We start from the raw sequence: 17,076 nt of genomic DNA, 5'->3' as shown, positions 1-17,076 counted from the left end.
TCCCTGGATAAATGGATTTAAGGCAAAAGACGAGCCGGCAACAGGCGCATCAGCTGCGTATCGAACCAGGCCACGAAGGCCGGCGATGGCGCAGCATCGACCGCCAGGTACCACCAATCGGCGGCGGCGAAGGCACGGCACTTCACCGCGTCCTTTTCGGTCATCACCAACGGCAATGACGGTGTGAAGTTCAAGGCCTGCACGCTGTATTCGGCGTGGTCGGCAAACGCATGCGGGACTGGCCGCCAGTGTAGCGTTTCGAGGGTTGTGAAGAAACGCCGCGGATTACCGATCCCGGCCACGGCGTGCACCGACTGGCCAGCGGGAAAGTGGTCGAGGGGACGCCGTTCGCCACTTTGCAGATTGATCAATTCGGTGGGTTGAAGCTGGAAGGCAAAACCGCCGTCGCGATCGGCATCGGCACCGTTGTAGAGCACCGCGTCGACGCTTTGCAGGCGCTCGGCCGGCTCACGCAACGGCCCGGCGGGCAGGCAACGCTGGTTGCCCAGGCCGCGGGCGGCGTCGATCAGCACCAGCTCAAGGTCACGGGCCAGACGGTAATGCTGCATGCCGTCGTCGGACAGGATCAGGTCCAGTGGCTCACTCTCCAGCAGCGCTTTGACGGCGCGGCTGCGGTCGGGGTCGATCATCAACGGGACGCCGGTGCGCTGGACGATCAACAGCGGTTCGTCGCCTGCGATATCGGCGCTTTGATCCGCCTCAACCCGCCAAGGCAGTTGCGGCGGTTTGGCGCCGTAACCCCGGCTGACCACGCCGACCCGTAAACCGCTGCGCTGGCAGTGCTGGATCATCCAGAGAATCAGCGGCGTCTTGCCGGTGCCGCCGACGGTGATGTTACCGACCACGATCAGCGGCACCGGCGGTTGATAGATCTCGCCCTCACCCGCCAGAAAACGCTTGCGCTTGTTATTGACCACGCGCCGATACAGCCACTCCAGCGGCTGCAACAGCTTCAGGGCCGGATGACCTTGGTACCACGCGGCGAGCAAGCGATCAGACATGGCCATCAGGGCGCGGGCGGCGCCGCCTCGACAGTGGTCATGCGCAGGTGACTGAAACCGAGTTTACCGGCGGCGTCCATAGCGGTAATGACCGACTGATGCTGAGTCTTGCCATCAGCGCTGATGGACAGCGGCAGGTTGGTGTCGCCACTGGATTCTTTCTGCAGCGCGTCCATCAGGGTGGCCAGATCGTTTTTCGACAACAATTGGTTGTTAACCGAGAATACGCCCTCGGCGCTGATGGCAACGTCCAGATGCTTGACCTGCTGGTCTTCGGCAGGCGAACCGCTGACCGCTTCCGGCAGATCGACGCGCAATTGGGTTTCACGGGTAAACGTGGTGGTGACAACGAAAAACAGCAGCAGGATGAACACTACGTCGATCAGCGACGCGAGGTTGATATCCACATTCTCCCGTTGCTTGCGGCGGAATTTCACGCTTTGCCCCCATTCAGGTCAACATCACGATCGCCCTGTACCACTTCGACCAGTTTGATCGCTTCCTGCTCCATGCCCACCACCAGTTCATCGATCCGGCGTTGCAGGAAACGGTGGAAGAATACCGACGGGATACCGACCATCAAGCCTGCGGCCGTGGTTATCAGCGCCTTGGAGATACCACCAGCCAACACGGCGGCATTGGTGGTCATGCCCGAGCCCATGAAGGCGCTGAAGATATCGATCATGCCCAATACCGTCCCCAACAGCCCCAGCAACGGGGCCATGGCGGCGATGGTGCCTAACGCGTTGATGTAGCGTTCGAGCTCGTGAATCACTCGCGCGGCGGCTTCTTCAATGCACTCCTTCATGATCTCGCGACCATGCCTGGAGTTGGCCAGACCGGCAGCCAGGATTTCGCCCAACGGCGAGTTGGCGCGCAGTTCCTTGAGTTTATCTTTATTGAGTTGTTTGTCCTTGATCCAGACCCAGACCTGCCCGAGCAAATGCTCCGGGGTCACACGGCTGGCTCGCAGGGTCCAGAGACGTTCGGCGACGATCGCCATGGCTGCGATGGAACTCAGAATGATCGGTATCATCATCCATCCGCCGGATTTGACCAATTCCCACACAGTGATAGTCCCCTCGAAAAAGTGCGCCACTCTAACATAGGGGGTCGGCGCACCGAAAACCGCGATGTCGCATCCGGTCGAGCGTTAATCACTCGGAGTCATTGCGCAGAGCGCCAGAAACGCCGTTCTTGACGCATCGTCCATGGCGGCTTGAAGCGTCCCAGTTGCAGACGGATGGCACCCTGCTCGGCGCTGTCATGGATCGATATGCCGCGCTTTCGATAGCGCGCCATGATCGTGGGATGGGGATGACCGAATGAATTGCCCTGACCGCGGGAGATCAACACGGCTTGGGGCTGCAACGCGGCAAGCAACGCCATCGATGACGAACTGCGACTGCCGTGGTGCGGCGCCTGCAACCAATCGGTGGTGACGGCCAGTGGACTGTCGAGCAGCGCCCGCTCGGCTGCGGCATCTATATCACCGGTCAATAACAGACGCTCACCGTTGGCTTCTATCTGCAGGACGCAGGATTTTTGATTGCTGTCGCTGGCCGAAGACCATTGCCAGAGCTGGAACCTCACATCATCCCAGATCCATTGCTTGCCACTCTCGCAGCCTTCTGCCTGCAACTCGGCCGGCAGCGCCAGGGGATCGCCACTGACCACCCGTTTCACCGGCAGGCCATTGGCAACGGCCCGGGCGCCGCCCGCATGATCGGCGTCGGCATGGCTGATCAGCATCAAATCGAGTCCATTCACGCCTAGTTTGCGTAATGTCGGCAGCACCACCCGCTCACCCAGGTCGAAATCGCCGAAACGTGGCCCGGTGTCATATAACAGTGCGTGATGACGGGTGCGCACCAGGATTGCCAAACCCTGGCCGACATCCAGCTGCCAGACTTCGGCGATGCCTTCAGGCAAGACCTGCCTGGGTGGAAAAACCAGCAACAGCAGCATCGGCCAACCCAACGAGCGAAACGGCACACCTCGAGGTATCAATAGTAGAAAGGCACCGAGTGTGCCGAGTGCCCATATCCACAACGGGATGGCCACCGGCACCCACGCGGGCAAGCACCCGGCCATCAGCGTCAGGCCCTTGAACAAGAGGTCGATCAAACCTCCTGCCAACCACAGCAACCCTTCGCCCACGTAAGGAAGGGGTAAAAGCAACGTACCCAGCAGTGCCGGAGGCAGCACCACCAGACTGATCCACGGCACCGCGAGCAAATTGGCCACCGGCCCGCTGAGACTGATCGGCAACCCGAGCACCAGCAGCAACGGGCACAGACCAATCGCGATCAGCCATTGGGCGCGGGTCCACGTTTGCCACCAACGCCATGGGCCCAGCCGACCACCGAAGGTGAAGATCAACACCGCCACCGCCGCGAACGACAGCCAAAAACCCGGTTGCAGACTCGCCAGCGGATCCAACAGCAAAACACCGTCGAGCGCCAGCAACAGCGGCCACCAGGCGCCGAGGTGGCGAAATCGCAGGCGCCACAACAGCACCAGACCGATCATCATGCAGGCCCGCCGCACCGGCACCTCGAAACCGGCCAGCAGCCCATAACCGAGAGCGGCCGCGAACGCGAGTCCACAGGCCCACGGCAGCCAAGGCAAGCGTTTCGGCCACAGGCCATAACGGGCCAGCCCGGCGATCAACAGATACACCAGCCCTGCCAACAACCCGATGTGTTGTCCGGAAATCACCAACAGATGGACGGTGCCGGTGTCTTGCAGCACCTGCCAGTCTTCGCGACTCAGTCCGGCGCCGTCCCCCAGCACCAACGCCGTCAGCGCACCCGTTCGCCCCTGGGCATCCACGGCCTGCAAGCGCTGCCGGATGCCGTCGCGCCAGACCCATTGGGCTTCCTTGAGTCGCTGGCCATCCTTGACCGTCCCGGTAGCGCCGATACGTTGCGCCAACAGCCAGGCGTCGTAATCGAAGGCATGGGGATTAAGCAGCCCCGCAGGACGCTTCAACTTGACCGCCAGTCGCCAATGTTCGCCGCTGTTGACCGGCGGCCCGTCATACCAGGCCAGGCGTATCCGTTGCGGCACCTTGCCGTGTCGCGACCGGGCGTCCGCCAACTCGAAACGCACGACGGCCTCATTGTTCTGGGGCAATCCCGTCACCCGACCTTCGACCCAACGGGTTTCGCCATCAAGGCTCATCGGCAGCCGATCATCCAGCGCCCACTGTGCATTCGCGCCTGCCCAACTGAAGCCGAACAGGAAAAATGCCAGTGGATAGCTGCGAAACGGCAGCAACATCAAACCGATTACCGGCAGCAACATCCATAACCAGACCGGCGGTAATACCGGTAAAAAACGCAGGATCAACAGACCCAACGCCAGCGCCATCATCCCTGTGCGCATACGCCCGTCCTTGAGAGTCCCCTCCTAGGCATAGCCGGCTAATCGCACGGGCATCGTTATTAATTGTCACAAAGTCTGAATGGGCGGCTCATAGAATCCAGACATACTTGCCGCCTTAACCGACCGAGAAGCCTTATGCCCCGGCGCTTATTCAAACGTTACATGCCAGACCCGACCAGCATCAGGGAACACAAATCCTTACGCTTTCTCGGCACCCTGCTGCATGACCCGAACCTCTGGCACCTCAACCGCCATTCCGTCGCACGAGCCATGGCGGTTGGTCTGTTCGCGGCGTTCCTGCCGATTCCGTTGCAGATGCTGGTCGCCGCCATTCTCGCCATCATGGTGCGCGGCAACATGCCGATTGCGGTCAGCCTGGTCTGGCTGACCAACCCGATCACCATGCCGGCGGTGTTCTTCTGCACTTACCAGACCGGTGCCTGGCTGATGGACGTTCCCACCCGCCATTTGCCGGACGAATTGACCTGGGAATGGATCAGCGGCGAACTCTCGACTCTTTGGCAGCCGTTTTTACTCGGCTCGGTGGTGACGGGACTGGTGCTCGGCGCACTCGCCTATTGCCTGACCATGATGTACTGGCGTTGGTGGGTCGGGCGGCAGTGGCGGCGACGCCAGAAAAGACGGATGCAGTGAACGCAAAACGGCCTCCACTTGGGAGGCCGTTTGTTTTTGCGGTGTTTGGACTAACGCCTTCGCGAGCAAGCCCGCTCCCACAGGGGATCTTCGTTACGACATAGATCCAGTGTGGGAGCGGGCTTGCTCCGGCGGCGTTCCGACGAAGCAGGCGACTCGGTCTTCCTTAGGTACGCATCCCGCGACCGCTGACCAGCAGCCGTGCGCAACCGATGTACAACACAACAGTTGCCACCAGCATGAAGGTGATCGCCACGCTGATCCTGATGTCCGAAACGCCAAGAATGCCGTAACGGAACGCGTTGACCATGTGCAGCACCGGGTTGGCCAGGGACACGGTCTGCCAGAACGGCGGCAGCAAGGAGATCGAGTAGAACACCCCGCCCAGGTAGGTCAGCGGTGTCAGCACAAACGTCGGGATGATCGAGATGTCATCGAAGTTGCGCGCAAACACGGCGTTGATGAAGCCCAGCAGCGAGAAGATCGTCGCCGTCAGTACCACCACCAGAATGGTCACGCCCAGGTGATGCACCTGCAATTGGGTAAAGAACAGCGACAGCAGGGTCACGATGACCCCGACCATCAAGCCACGCAGCACGCCGCCCAGGGTGTAGCCGATCAGAATCGTATGCGGCGACACGGGCGACACCATCAATTCTTCGATGGAACGCTGGAACTTGCTGCCGAAGAAACTCGAGACCACATTGCCGTAGGAGTTGGTGATCACCGACATCATGATCAGCCCCGGCACGATGTACTCCATATAGGTGAAACCACCCATGTCACCGATCTGCCGGCCGATCAGATTGCCGAAGATCACGAAGTACAGAACCATGGTGATGGCCGGCGGCAGCAGCGTCTGCGGCCAGATCCGGGTAAAGCGTTTGACCTCTCGGTAAACGATGGTGTTGAGGGCAACGAGGTTGGGTTGCAGCTCGGAACTCATACCGCCACCTTCGACAGATTTTTCTCCACCAGGGACACGAACAACTCCTCGAGGCGATTGGTTTTGTTACGCAGGCTCAACACTTCGATGTTCTGCTGCGCCAATTGGGTGAACAGCGCGGTGATGCCCATGGCCTTGTCGACCTGAACTTCGATGGTGTGGCTGTCGAGCAGCTTGGTCGGGTAACCGAGCAACGGCGGCGCAGTTTGCAAAGTGTTTTTGAGGTCGAGCAGGAACGTTTCCACATGCAGTTGGCCGAGCAACTGTTTCATGCTGGTGTTCTCGACGATGGTGCCGTGGTCGATGATGCCGATGTTGCGGCACAACTGCTCAGCCTCTTCCAGGTAGTGGGTGGTGAGGATGATGGTGATGCCTTTCTTGTTCAGCTCGGTGAGGAACGTCCACATCGAGCGACGCAGTTCGATGTCCACACCCGCCGTCGGTTCGTCGAGGATCAGCAGGCGCGGTTCGTGAACCAGCGCACGGGCGATCATCAGTCGACGCTTCATGCCGCCAGACAGTGAACGCGACGGCGTATCGCGCTTGTCCCACAGACCGAGCTGGGTCAGGTACTGCTCGGCGCGTTCCTTGGCGATTTTCGGTGGGATGCCGTAATAACCGGCCTGGGTCACGACGATATCGAAGGTTTTTTCGAACTGGTTGAAGTTGAATTCCTGAGGCACTACGCCGATGGAGCGCTTGAGCTGCGCAGGATTCTTGTCCAGGTCGTGACCGAAGATATTCACCGTCCCGCTGGTCTTGTTCACCAGGGTCGAGAGGATGCCGATGGTGGTGGATTTGCCGGCGCCGTTAGGGCCGAGCAAGGCGAAAAAGTCACCTTCGGCGACGTCCAGATCGATACCACTCAAGGCCTGGAAACCGTTGCCGTAGGTTTTGGTTAGCTGCCGGATGGACAGAGCGGAACTCATATCGGATTTACGCACCAAGAAGGGAAGAAAGGGACAAATAAGGGCGGGCGGCGACTAATACAACCGCGGCGCACGAGCGCAATGGTGCTTGTCGCCGCCACACAAGTACAGTCAAGTGTGTCGATAGTGAGTATTAAGTCAACGCGGTCATAACCGCTTTCTGATACGCCGGACGCTGTTTCAGGCGTGCATACCAGGCTTGCAGATGAGGCTGCGGTGCGCGCTCGATCGGCATCTCGAACCAGGCATAAATGAAGCTGCCCAGAGGAATGTCGCCCATGCCGATCTCATCGCCGGACAGGTACGGTTGGGTCGCCAGCGCCTGATCAGCCATGGACAGCAGGCCATCGCACTCCTTGATCGCCGCGTTGATGGCCGGCCAGTCCTGCTTGTCTTCCGGGGTGCGCAATACGCCCCAGAACACCGTGCGGAACGGCCCGGCAAAACTTGAAGTGGTCCAGTCCATCCACTTGTCGGCAGAAGCCCTCGCCTGCAGATCTTCTGGATACCAGGCGGTGCCGTTGGCGTGGCGAGCCATCAAGTAACGCACGATGGCGTTGGATTCCCACAGCACGAAACCCTCGTCTTCAATCACCGGCACGCGACCATTGGGGTTCATCGCGCGGTACTGCGGCGTATCGACTACACCAAAGGCGCCGCCCGCATCGATGGCTTCATAAGCCAGGCCCAGCTCCTCGGCGGCCCACAAAGGTTTTCTGACATTCGACGAGTTTTTCCGACCCCAGATCTTCAGCATGACCGCCTCTTTATGGATGAATGCGCAGGCAGCATACGCCGGATCAGGCGCGACTCAAATCGCTCTGCATGTCACCCAGCAGCACGGGCAATGTGTCGCTGAACAGATGCGGATAGCACTTCTCCAGGTGCTCGAAAAAGAACGCTTCAGGCACGTCGGTGAACTGGCCGTGGTCGATCAGGTATTCCATCAATTGCTCGCCGTCGCGATTGAACGGATGGAAAACGCTGTCGTTGATTCCGTCGAATTCCAGTGGTGCGACATTGAACAGTTCGCACAAGCCTTGGTTGAACGCTGGCGTGGCTTTGACCCAGCGGCCGTTCAGATACAGCTCCGTATAGCCGTGCATGGCGAACACATCGCTCTTGAGCAACTCGAGCAACCGCGGCGTCGACAAATGATTGCGCACGTCCGCCAGGCCGATTCGCGCAGGGATCGCGCAATGTCGGGCGCACCCCGCCAGCAGCGTGGCTTTGGGCACGCAATAACTCTCCCCCGCTGCCAGCGCATAGCTGCCGCGCAAGGTATCCGGGTCGCGACTGAAGGTGTAAGGGTTGTAACGCACGGCTTCGCGCACGGCGTAATAGAGATTGATCGCCTGCTCTAGAGGATCGCGACGGCTGCCGCGATGTTTTTCGGCGAACTCCACCACCGACGGTTGGTCACTATCGATGAAGCGGCCGGGACTCAGATACTCGTGCATGAGAACAATCTCCTGGGGAAGCCACGAGTCTAGCGACACGTTCAGCACAGAGATAACGACGTTTCGGCCAAACATGGACGCTTTGCCGTCCGCCCAACGAACGATTTCCGAGGCCGGTTGCCCACCGCGCCTACAAAACTCATCCATGGTTTCCCACGAATTCAATCACATCGCTCTGACCACCCTGTTTTACGGATGCCGTCTAAGCTCTGAAAGTTGGTTTTGCCCTGGTTTCACGGAGGATTAAATATGCTGCTGTTGTGGATACTGGTTCTGGTTGTCGGGATTGCTTATTTAGCCCACCGTCGTATCGCCCCGCTGCCCGCCCTGTGCGTCGTTGCCGTTTACGTGGTGGCGATGGGTGCTTTCAGCCGCGCTCCAGGCTGGTTGCTGCTGGTTCTGTGGGTGTTGATCGCGGTTGTCGCAGCGCCCTTGTTACTGCCCGACCTGCGCCGCAAATTTTTCAGCGCGCCGCTGTTCAGCTGGTTCCAGAAAACCCTGCCGCCGATGTCGCAAACCGAGCGCGATGCAATCGATGCCGGCACGGTGTGGTGGGACGGCGAACTGTTCAGCGGTCGCCCGGACTGGAAAAAACTGCTGTCCTATCCAAAAGCACAGCTGAGCGAAGAGGAACAGGCCTTTATCGACGGCCCGACCGAAGAACTCTGCGCCATGGTCAGCGACTGGCAGATCGGTCAAACCATGGACCTGCCTCCCGAAGCCTGGGCCTACATCAAGGAAAACGGCTTCTTCGCCCTGATCATTCCCAAGGAGTTTGGCGGCAAAGGTTTCTCCGCCTACGCCCACTCCCAGGTGGCGATGAAACTGGCGACCCGCAGCGGCGACCTTGCTTCTACCGTGATGGTCCCCAATTCCCTCGGCCCGGCCGAACTGCTGCTGCATTACGGCACCGACGAGCAACGCAACCACTACCTGCCACGACTGGCGCACGGCGATGACATCCCGTGCTTCGCACTGACCGGCCCCCTGGCCGGCTCCGATGCCGGCTCCATGCCCGACACCGGGGTGATCTGCAAAGGTGAATGGGAAGGCAAGGAAACCTTGGGCCTGCGTCTGAACTGGGAGAAGCGTTACATCACGCTGGGACCGGTCGCCACCCTGCTCGGCCTCGCGTTCAAGGCCTACGACCCGGATCACCTGCTGGGTGAGGAGGAAGACCTGGGGATCAGCCTGGCGTTGATCCCGACCGATACCGCCGGTGTTGAAATCGGCCGTCGCCACTTGCCGTTGGGCGCGTCATTCATGAACGGCCCGAACTCCGGCAAAGATGTCTTCGTACCGTTGGAGTTCCTCATCGGCGGCCAGGAAATGATCGGCAAAGGCTGGATGATGTTGATGAACTGCCTGTCGGTCGGGCGTTCGATTTCGTTGCCAGCGGTCGGCACCGGTGCCGCCAAGTTCACCAGTCTGGTGACCGGCCAGTACGCACAGGTCCGTGAACAATTCAATGTTCCACTGTCGGCCTTCGAAGGGATTCAGGAAGCGATGGCGCGCATCGGCGGCAACGCCTGGATGATGGACGCGGCGCGGATGCTCACGGCCAATGCAGTGGATTTGGGCGAGAAACCGTCAGTGCTGTCGGCGATTCTCAAGTACCACCTCACTGAACGCGGCCGCGAGTGCATCAGCCACGCCATGGATGTTCATGGCGGCAAGGCAATCATCATGGGGCCGAACAACTACCTCGGTCGCAGCTGGAACGGCGCGCCGATTTTCATCACCGTGGAAGGCGCGAACATTCTCTCGCGCAACCTGATGATCTTCGGTCAGGGTGCGATTCGCTGCCATCCATTCGTGCTTAAGGAAATGGCCCTCGCCGGTCGTGAAGACAAGGACCAGGCCCTCACCGAATTTGATGGCCTGCTGCTCAAGCACATCGGTTTCGCCGTGAGTAACGCCGCCAGCACGCTGGTGCTGAACCTTGGCTTCGGTCACTTCGAACACGCGCCAGGCGACAAGCTCAGCCAGGGTTACTTCCGCGCCCTCAATCGCCAGGCTGCTGCGTTCGCCATGCTCGCCGACCTGAGCATGATGCTGCTGGGCGGCGAATTGAAACGACGCGAACGTCTGTCGGCACGTCTGGGGGATGTGCTCAGCAACATGTACCTCGCCTCCGCGGCACTCAAGCGTTACCACGACCTCGATTCACCGGAGCACATGGCACCGCTGTTTACCTGGGCCATGGAAGAAAGCCTGGGGCAGTCGGAACGAGCGCTGGATGAACTGCTGACCAACTTCCCGAACAAGGTGTTGGGTTGCCTGTTGCGGGTGATCGTGTTCCCGTTCGGTCGTCGTCATAAAGGGCCGTCGGACAAACTCGGCGCCGAAGTGGCGGCGGTGATCGGTCGCGCCAAGGGCGATCCGACCCTGGAAGAGTTGCTCGGCGGTTGCTACCGGCCGCAATCCACTGATGACCCGGTCGGCGCCCTGCAACATGCGTGTAACCTGCTGAGTGCCGCGCAACCGCTGCGCAAAAAGCTTCATATCGCGCTCAAAAGCGGTCAGGTCAAACCGGTCGCCGGGGAACACGTCATCGATGCAGCGCTTGAGGCTGGCGTGTTGCAGCCCGTGGAAGCGCAGACCCTGCGTGACGCCGAAGCGGCGCGGCGCAAGGTGATTGATGTCGATGATTTCGACAAAGAGGAACTGGCGCTGGCGCAAGGAAAGGTCCGCTGATCCAGCCAGCCATGTCTCTCTACCATGCAAAAAAGGCGCAGGCGCTTTATACTCCCGCGCCCGTTTTGCTCTTGAGGACTTATCTCGTGTCCAATGTCGTTGCCGATCATCTTGTCTTGCTCGACCACCTGCGCAGCATCCTGGTCGCCGTAGGTGAGGCCGAACAGGTTCCCGAAGAAAGCCATGCCTTGTTCCTGGAGCGCTTCGACGAACTGCGTGCGTTGCTGCCGGTCGACCCGATCGAAAGCCAATACCTGGGCCAGGACATTCTGTGCCAGGTGATCACCCGCTACCCGCAAATCGCCCACCTGGTACCACGCGACCTGCTGTGGTACTTCGCCGGTGACTGTCTGCATTACATGCCCGACGATGAAATCGACTTGTACCAGGCGCTGGAAGAACGTCGTTTCGAAGCTGAACAAAACGACGAACCTTTCGACTGGAACCAGGAAAAACAGCTGCTGGCGATGTCGAAAGACGACAGCAAGCACTGATCCTCGGTCAGAAATGCAAAGGCCCGCATGGTTGAACATGCGGGCCTTTTTTTTGCCGGGTGATGGGGTGTTTGGGCGGACGCCTTCGCGAGCAAGCCCGCTCCCACATTTGGTTTGTGTACGCCGCCGATCAAGTGTGGGAGCGGGCTTGCTCGCGAAAAAGCCCGTCAAAGCAACCCATCACTCTCGGGCAACTCATACTCTGCCGCGCCCCTGCCCAATGCATTAGGCTTACCCGGCTTGCTCAGGGTCGGTTCCTTCTCCAGGCACTCCACCAGATAGTCGATAAGCACCCGTAGCTTCGGTGGCAAATAACGGGTCGGCGAATGCAGCAACCAGGCGCCGCCGTGGTAAGAAGCCAGAAAGGTCCAGTCCGGCAACACCTGCACGATCAGCCCCTGCTCCAGCGCATAACGTGCGGTGAAGTACGGCAGGCTGCCAATCCCGATGTGCTGCAACACTGCGCCCAACCGCACGCCGGTGTGATTGGCCGCATACCGTCCGCGCACGCCAACGGTGACAGCCTTGGTGCCTTTCTTGAATTTCCAGCGTGCATCGCTCGGGGTTTCGCCCAGGTAGATGCAGCTGTGGTTGAGCAAGTCGTGGGGATGGGTCGGCGTGCCGTGTTCGGCCAGGTATTGCGGCGTTGCACAGAGCAAATGATCGATGGTCAGCAATTGCCGCCCGACCAGTCCGGCAGGCGGCCGATCTGTAATACGAATCGCCAGATCAACGTTGTCGTCGATCAAATCCACCTGGCGGTCCTCAAGCAACAGTTCCACATCCACTTTGGGATAACGACGCAAAAATTCCGGCATATGCGGATGAATCACGAAACGCCCCACCGCCTTCGGCACACTGACGCGCACCAGTCCTTCCGCTTCATGGGTGAATTGGCCGCTGATTTCCATTACCGACTTGGCTGCGCTGACCATCTCCTGGCAACGCTTGAACACCTCTTCCCCACCGTCGCTCAAGCGCAACTTGCGCGTGGTTCGCTGCAGTAAACGGGTGGCGAGCGCCTTCTCCAGGCGCGAAATGCTGCGACTGACCGCCGAGGGGGAAGAACCCAACTGTCGAGCAGCCTCGGAGAAGCTGCCAGTCTCGACAACCTTGACGAAGATCGCCATTTCACCGAGCAGCGGTAGTGGAAGATTTATGCTCACAGCGCAACAGTCCTTTGATGTTTGAACGGATTATCACGCAATTCCACGCTTCATATAATAAAAAATAGAATTGTTAATAAGGGCATGGAATATGACGCTTCGCCTCTTTTTCCATAGTGATGACCTCAAGGCCAATGTGGAAGTCCTGGATTGCACGCCCCACGAGAACGAATTTGCCGTGGTGCTGCGCGCCACGTTGTTTCATCCCCAAGGCGGTGGCCAGCCCTTTGACACCGGCTGGATCGGCGAAAGCCGGGTGCTGCGCGTGGTTCAGGATCCGGACCGGATCATTCATTTCGTCGACCATCCGGTAAAACCGGGCATGACTCAGATTCGGGTCGACGAACAACGCCGCCAGTTCAATTCACGCATGCATTCCGCCGGCCACCTGATCGGCCACTTTGTTCAGGCGCTAGGGTGGATGCCGATCAAGGCTCATCACTGGCCGGGCGAAGGACGCGTGCAATTCAAGCCGGCAGAGTCGGCAAAAGAGGTTGATGCCGAGATGATTCAGCACGGTATCGAGCAGTGGATCGCCCATGATTTGCCGCGCCTGACGTCGATGCGTGAAGGTGCCCGGGAAATCGGTTTCGGTGAACTGCCCGCCTACGGCTGCGGCGGCACCCATGTACGTAGCCTGAAGGATTTGGGCACGGTCACGATCGCTTCCCTTTCACTGAAGAAGGGAACGCTGTCAGTCCACTACAGCGTGGATTGAGCATTTGGGCGATGCCGTTCCTGTCATTGCCTGACGCCGGGGGAACCTGCGGTCGCGGGTTCTGTTGACTATCTGATAGATGGACCTAAGACATGATGCTTGACGTCGAGCGTCTCGATGAGACGTGCATAAAAAAACTAGCCAACGAAGAAGTCCTCGCCATCCGCGTCAAAGGCTTGTTGCCCAAGCCACTGGCGATTCAGATTGGCGACAAGATCCTCGCCCCTGGCTTCGAAGGCTATATCAATGCGCCGAGCATCGGTCGCATCGGCATGGCGTTTTATGAAGCGGAAAACCAGCCGCTGCTGATCGAAGATTATTTCGAACGCGCCACCCGCAACATTGCGGAATTGCGCAACCGGTGTGCGCCCTATTCGTCCCCCGTCGACACCCTGCGCTGCATGCTCGACGAGTCCTGGCCGGCGGGTGCGCACCTGGAAAATCTCTACGGTCGCAAGATGTATGTCGGGCTGTCCCGGGTGGTGAAACCCGGGATCTGTTTTCTGGCCCACCACGACATTTTCGCCAAGGACGCCCCGGACAGTTACCAGGCCAAAAGCCTGGAAGCGCAGTTCGCCTGCAATGTTTACCTGAACATGCCCGCCGAGGGCGGTGCACTGCAGATGTGGGACCACGACATCTCTCCGGACCAGTTCGACGAAATGCGTGGCGACAGTTACGGAATCGATCCGGCTCTGCTCGGGACTCCGACCCTGGAGATTCTTCCCGAGCCCGGTGATTTCATCATGTTCAATTCGCGCTGCATGCACTCGGTGACACCGGGTGTGGCTGATCCGCGCTTGAGCCTTTCGTTCTTTGTCGGCTATCGCGGCAATGCATCACCCCTTACTTTCTGGAGTTGAGATGCTTTCGAATTACCTGGGCGAGTTTCTGGCGCTGGCAACTATCCACTTTCTGGCCGTGGTTGCACCTGGACCGGACTTCGCAGTGACCATCCGTCAGAGTGTGCGCTTCGGTCGACTGGTCGGGATTTGCACGGCGCTGGGCATCGGTGCGGGTATTTCCGTGCATGTGCTTTACACCCTGCTCGGCGTCGGCGCGCTGATGCACACGACGCCTTGGCTGCTGACGGTGGCCAAGGTTGTGGGTGGCGCTTACATTTTGTACCTCGGCGTCAGCCTGCTTCGCAGCAAGCCCAAGACCGTACTGGAAGGCGACAAACCTGACGAACCGGCCGTAGAACAAACATTGCTGAAGGCATTTACCACCGGATTCCTGACCAACGCGACCAACCCGAAAGCCACACTATTTTTCCTGGCGATCTTCACCACCATCATCAGCGCCACAACGCCACTGAAGATCCAGGCGCTTTACGGAATCTGGATGTGTTTTGTGAATGCGCTGTGGTTTGTGATCGTCGCGCTGTTCTTTTCCAGCGCCCGGGTGCGCTTGCTTTTTATGCGCATGGGGCACTGGTTCGAACGCACCATGGGGGTGATTCTGATCCTGTTCGCCGGGCGCCTGATTCTGTCGATGTAAAACCTGCGCCCATGCAAAAGGCCCGCTCAGTCTGACTGGCGGGCCTTTTTCGTTTCTGCGCCGCTTTTGCATTTCTGTGCGACAGATCCCACTGCGGGGACTCCCCTATCGCTCTCTCGTGGTGTTAGCTTGGTAACGTTTCTGTCTCATCGATCAGAAACTTCTCACAAACTGCCTGCAAAGGAATGCCCTCAGCAATGAGTTTCTCACTCAAGCACCTGGCCGCGTCAACCCTGATACTGGCCAGCCTTTCGTCGTTCACCCTGACCGCGCACGCTAACATCACCCCGCAACAGAGCGCGGCCATCCTCAAGACCTTCAGCGACGAATCGGTAACGGATTTCAGGCAGTTCCTGGGAGGCCTGGCCAAAAGCGACCTTGGCAAAACCGACGACCTCGGCCCGGCCATCAGTGCCTTTCTCGACAACAAGACCCTTTCTTCAGAACAGCAGAACGAGATCCATCGCCTGCTCGGCCTCTATGCACGCGTGAAGTACGGCAGCGCCGCCACCGAGACCCTGCGCGAGTTGGTGGCCATCCCGACCTTCCGTGTGGATGGCGTTGCCCAGCACGACAATCCCGAATTCATCAAGATCGCCGACAAGATCAAGAGCCTTGCCCAGACCTTCAACCTGAATTTTCGCAACATCGACAACCGCGTCTATGAGATATCCCTGGAAGGCAGTGGCGATGAAGTCGTGGGCATTCACGCGCATGCCGACGTGGTGCCCGTGACGCCGGAGAACTGGGTCCTGAAAGACGGCACCCGACTCGATCCGTTCAAAATCACCCTGATCGGCGACCGCAGGTATGGCCGGGGTACCGAGGATGACAAGAACGGCATCGTGGTAGCGCTCTACGCCATGAAGATCATCAAGGAAGAGAAGCTGCCGCTGGCCAGGAATCTCAAGCTGCTGGTCGACACCACCGAAGAAACCACCGGCGACGCCATCCCCTATTACTTCGAAAACAACCCGACACCCAACTACAACCTGGCGCTGGATGGCAGCTACCCGGTGGTGATTGCCGAGAAAGGCTACGGCACCGTCATGGCGAACTTCGCCAAGCGCAAAGCAGAGGGCAAGGGCGCTGAAATCATCTCGATGACGGGCGGCATGGCCACCAACCAGATTCCGTCGACATCGGTCGCCACCCTTTTAAGTGACAAGCCTGCTGAATTGGCCGCCAGCCTGCAGAAGGCAGGTAGCGATTATGCCAAGCGCAACGGCGGCAATTTCGAAGTAACCGCCAAGGTCGTCGGCAAGGACGTCAAGCTGACGGTCACCGGCGTTTCGGCCCACTCCTCCGAGCCCGAGTCAGGCGTCAACCCGGTAGCCAGGATGCTGGACTTCATCAACAGCCTTGACGGAAAAGTTGCGCTCAAGCACAACCACATTACCGACGCCGCCCGCTATGCGGCCGACAACTGGGGGCTGGATTACCTGGGTGGCAAATTGGCGGTCGGCTTTTCCGATGCCTTCATGGGACCGCTGACCGCTTCCCTGACTTATGTCGCAATGGATGAAAAAGTCTTCAAGCTCGCGGTAAACCTGCGCGTGCCAAAGGGTAAGTCGCCGGAAACGCTCAAGACCGAAATCGCCGACAAGCTTGATGCCTGGAGCAAGAAGACCCACGTCGCGGTAGCCATCGACTACTCGATCGCCGAGCCGATGTACCGCAATCCTGAGGGTGAATGGGTCAAGGCCCTGCAGGCTGTAGCCAGCGAAAACCTTGGCATGGAGCACAAGTTCGGTACTTCCGCCGGCGCCACCTCGGTCCATGAACTGCCCAATGGCGTGCAATTCGGCCTGGCCAGGTCCGAGGTCAAGTACACCGGCCACACTGACAACGAGTTCAAGACCGTCGACCAGTTCCTGTTGGATCTGCAGATCGTGACCGAGATGATGGGGCGCATCGGGCAGTTGCCGAAACTCTGATCGCTTGCCGGACCCGCCATGCTGACGGGTCCAAACAAAAAAGGCCCCAGAGAACGACACAATACATTGCAGCTGGCGAAGCCTGCGTCCGGCTGCTACAAAGTGCGTTGTCGCCTACCTGACCAAACTAAGGTTCTTTTTTGTTGCGCCATAAAAAATGCAC

16 protein-coding genes are annotated in these 17,076 nt (G+C 59.3%); 7 read left to right on the top strand and 9 right to left on the bottom strand.

Annotated features, from left to right (window positions below; genetic code table 11):
- Positions 1–17: 17 nt before the first annotated feature.
- The 4 genes from lpxK to E3W21_RS08435 all read right to left on the bottom strand — a co-directional run bounded on the left by lpxK (position 18) and on the right by E3W21_RS08435 (position 4,412).
- Positions 18–1,028 carry a tetraacyldisaccharide 4'-kinase gene (gene lpxK, locus E3W21_RS08450; RefSeq protein ID WP_134419073.1) on the bottom strand — a complete coding sequence of 337 codons (1,011 nt, stop codon included), beginning with the start codon at positions 1,026–1,028 and terminating at the stop codon, positions 18–20.
- Complete coding sequence (locus E3W21_RS08445; protein WP_046049060.1) at positions 1,028–1,459, bottom strand: biopolymer transporter ExbD; 432 nt, start codon at positions 1,457–1,459, stop codon at positions 1,028–1,030. Before E3W21_RS08445 ends, lpxK begins: the two co-directional genes overlap by 1 nt.
- Positions 1,456–2,091 carry a MotA/TolQ/ExbB proton channel family protein gene (locus tag E3W21_RS08440; protein WP_046049059.1) on the bottom strand — a complete coding sequence of 212 codons (636 nt, stop codon included), beginning with the start codon at positions 2,089–2,091 and terminating at the stop codon, positions 1,456–1,458. The genes E3W21_RS08445 and E3W21_RS08440 overlap by 4 nt, the downstream gene beginning before the upstream one ends.
- Positions 2,092–2,189: 98 nt before the next feature.
- Positions 2,190–4,412 carry a DNA internalization-related competence protein ComEC/Rec2 gene (locus E3W21_RS08435; RefSeq protein WP_134419072.1) on the bottom strand — a complete coding sequence of 741 codons (2,223 nt, stop codon included), beginning with the start codon at positions 4,410–4,412 and terminating at the stop codon, positions 2,190–2,192.
- A gap of 135 nt (positions 4,413–4,547) precedes the next feature.
- On the opposite strand from E3W21_RS08435, the gene E3W21_RS08430 reads away from it, so the two are divergent.
- Positions 4,548–5,066, top strand: coding sequence for a DUF2062 domain-containing protein (locus E3W21_RS08430; RefSeq protein ID WP_134419071.1), 519 nt, complete (start codon positions 4,548–4,550; stop codon positions 5,064–5,066).
- A gap of 166 nt (positions 5,067–5,232) precedes the next feature.
- Here the strand turns inward: E3W21_RS08430 and E3W21_RS08425 are convergent, their stop codons facing one another.
- From E3W21_RS08425 to E3W21_RS08410, 4 genes are all read right to left on the bottom strand, one after another.
- Positions 5,233–6,012 carry an ABC transporter permease gene (locus tag E3W21_RS08425; protein WP_129437484.1) on the bottom strand — a complete coding sequence of 260 codons (780 nt, stop codon included), beginning with the start codon at positions 6,010–6,012 and terminating at the stop codon, positions 5,233–5,235.
- Positions 6,009–6,941, bottom strand: a complete 933-nt coding sequence (locus E3W21_RS08420) for an ABC transporter ATP-binding protein (protein ID WP_129437486.1) — start codon at positions 6,939–6,941, stop codon at positions 6,009–6,011. The genes E3W21_RS08425 and E3W21_RS08420 overlap by 4 nt, the downstream gene beginning before the upstream one ends.
- 133 nt (positions 6,942–7,074) lie before the next feature.
- Positions 7,075–7,698 carry a glutathione S-transferase family protein gene (locus E3W21_RS08415; protein ID WP_129437488.1) on the bottom strand — a complete coding sequence of 208 codons (624 nt, stop codon included), beginning with the start codon at positions 7,696–7,698 and terminating at the stop codon, positions 7,075–7,077.
- A 43-nt stretch (positions 7,699–7,741) separates the two neighbouring features.
- Positions 7,742–8,401, bottom strand: coding sequence for a transglutaminase family protein (locus E3W21_RS08410; protein ID WP_134419070.1), 660 nt, complete (start codon positions 8,399–8,401; stop codon positions 7,742–7,744).
- A 249-nt stretch (positions 8,402–8,650) separates the two neighbouring features.
- On the opposite strand from E3W21_RS08410, the gene E3W21_RS08405 reads away from it, so the two are divergent.
- The gene (locus tag E3W21_RS08405; protein ID WP_134419069.1) at positions 8,651–11,098 is read left to right on the top strand and encodes an acyl-CoA dehydrogenase; all 2,448 of its coding nucleotides are present in this window, start codon (positions 8,651–8,653) and stop codon (positions 11,096–11,098) included.
- Positions 11,099–11,184: 86 nt separating this feature from the next.
- Complete coding sequence (locus E3W21_RS08400) at positions 11,185–11,592, top strand: PA2817 family protein (protein WP_008152400.1); 408 nt, start codon at positions 11,185–11,187, stop codon at positions 11,590–11,592.
- 167 nt (positions 11,593–11,759) lie between these two features.
- Here the strand turns inward: E3W21_RS08400 and E3W21_RS08395 are convergent, their stop codons facing one another.
- Positions 11,760–12,758 carry a LysR family transcriptional regulator gene (locus E3W21_RS08395; protein ID WP_129437494.1) on the bottom strand — a complete coding sequence of 333 codons (999 nt, stop codon included), beginning with the start codon at positions 12,756–12,758 and terminating at the stop codon, positions 11,760–11,762.
- Between the two features lie 91 nt (positions 12,759–12,849).
- Between E3W21_RS08395 and E3W21_RS08390 the strand changes: the two genes are divergently transcribed.
- The 4 genes from E3W21_RS08390 to E3W21_RS08375 all read left to right on the top strand — a co-directional run bounded on the left by E3W21_RS08390 (position 12,850) and on the right by E3W21_RS08375 (position 16,913).
- Positions 12,850–13,476, top strand: a complete 627-nt coding sequence (locus E3W21_RS08390; protein ID WP_129437496.1) for an alanyl-tRNA editing protein — start codon at positions 12,850–12,852, stop codon at positions 13,474–13,476.
- Between the two features lie 92 nt (positions 13,477–13,568).
- Entirely contained in the window at positions 13,569–14,339 is a 771-nt protein-coding gene (locus E3W21_RS08385) for a 2OG-Fe(II) oxygenase (RefSeq protein WP_056742718.1), read from the top strand.
- A gap of 1 nt (position 14,340) precedes the next feature.
- Entirely contained in the window at positions 14,341–14,976 is a 636-nt protein-coding gene (locus E3W21_RS08380; protein ID WP_129437498.1) for a LysE family translocator, read from the top strand.
- A 197-nt stretch (positions 14,977–15,173) separates the two neighbouring features.
- Entirely contained in the window at positions 15,174–16,913 is a 1,740-nt protein-coding gene (locus tag E3W21_RS08375; RefSeq protein WP_134419068.1) for a dipeptidase, read from the top strand.
- Positions 16,914–17,076: the final 163 nt, after the last annotated feature.

The organism is Pseudomonas sp. F01002 (assembly GCF_004402115.1).
Classification (GTDB): Bacteria; Pseudomonadota; Gammaproteobacteria; order Pseudomonadales; family Pseudomonadaceae; genus Aquipseudomonas; species Aquipseudomonas frigoris.
Note: the sequence above shows the minus strand (reverse complement) of the source record. Positions and strands in the feature narration are given on the sequence as shown.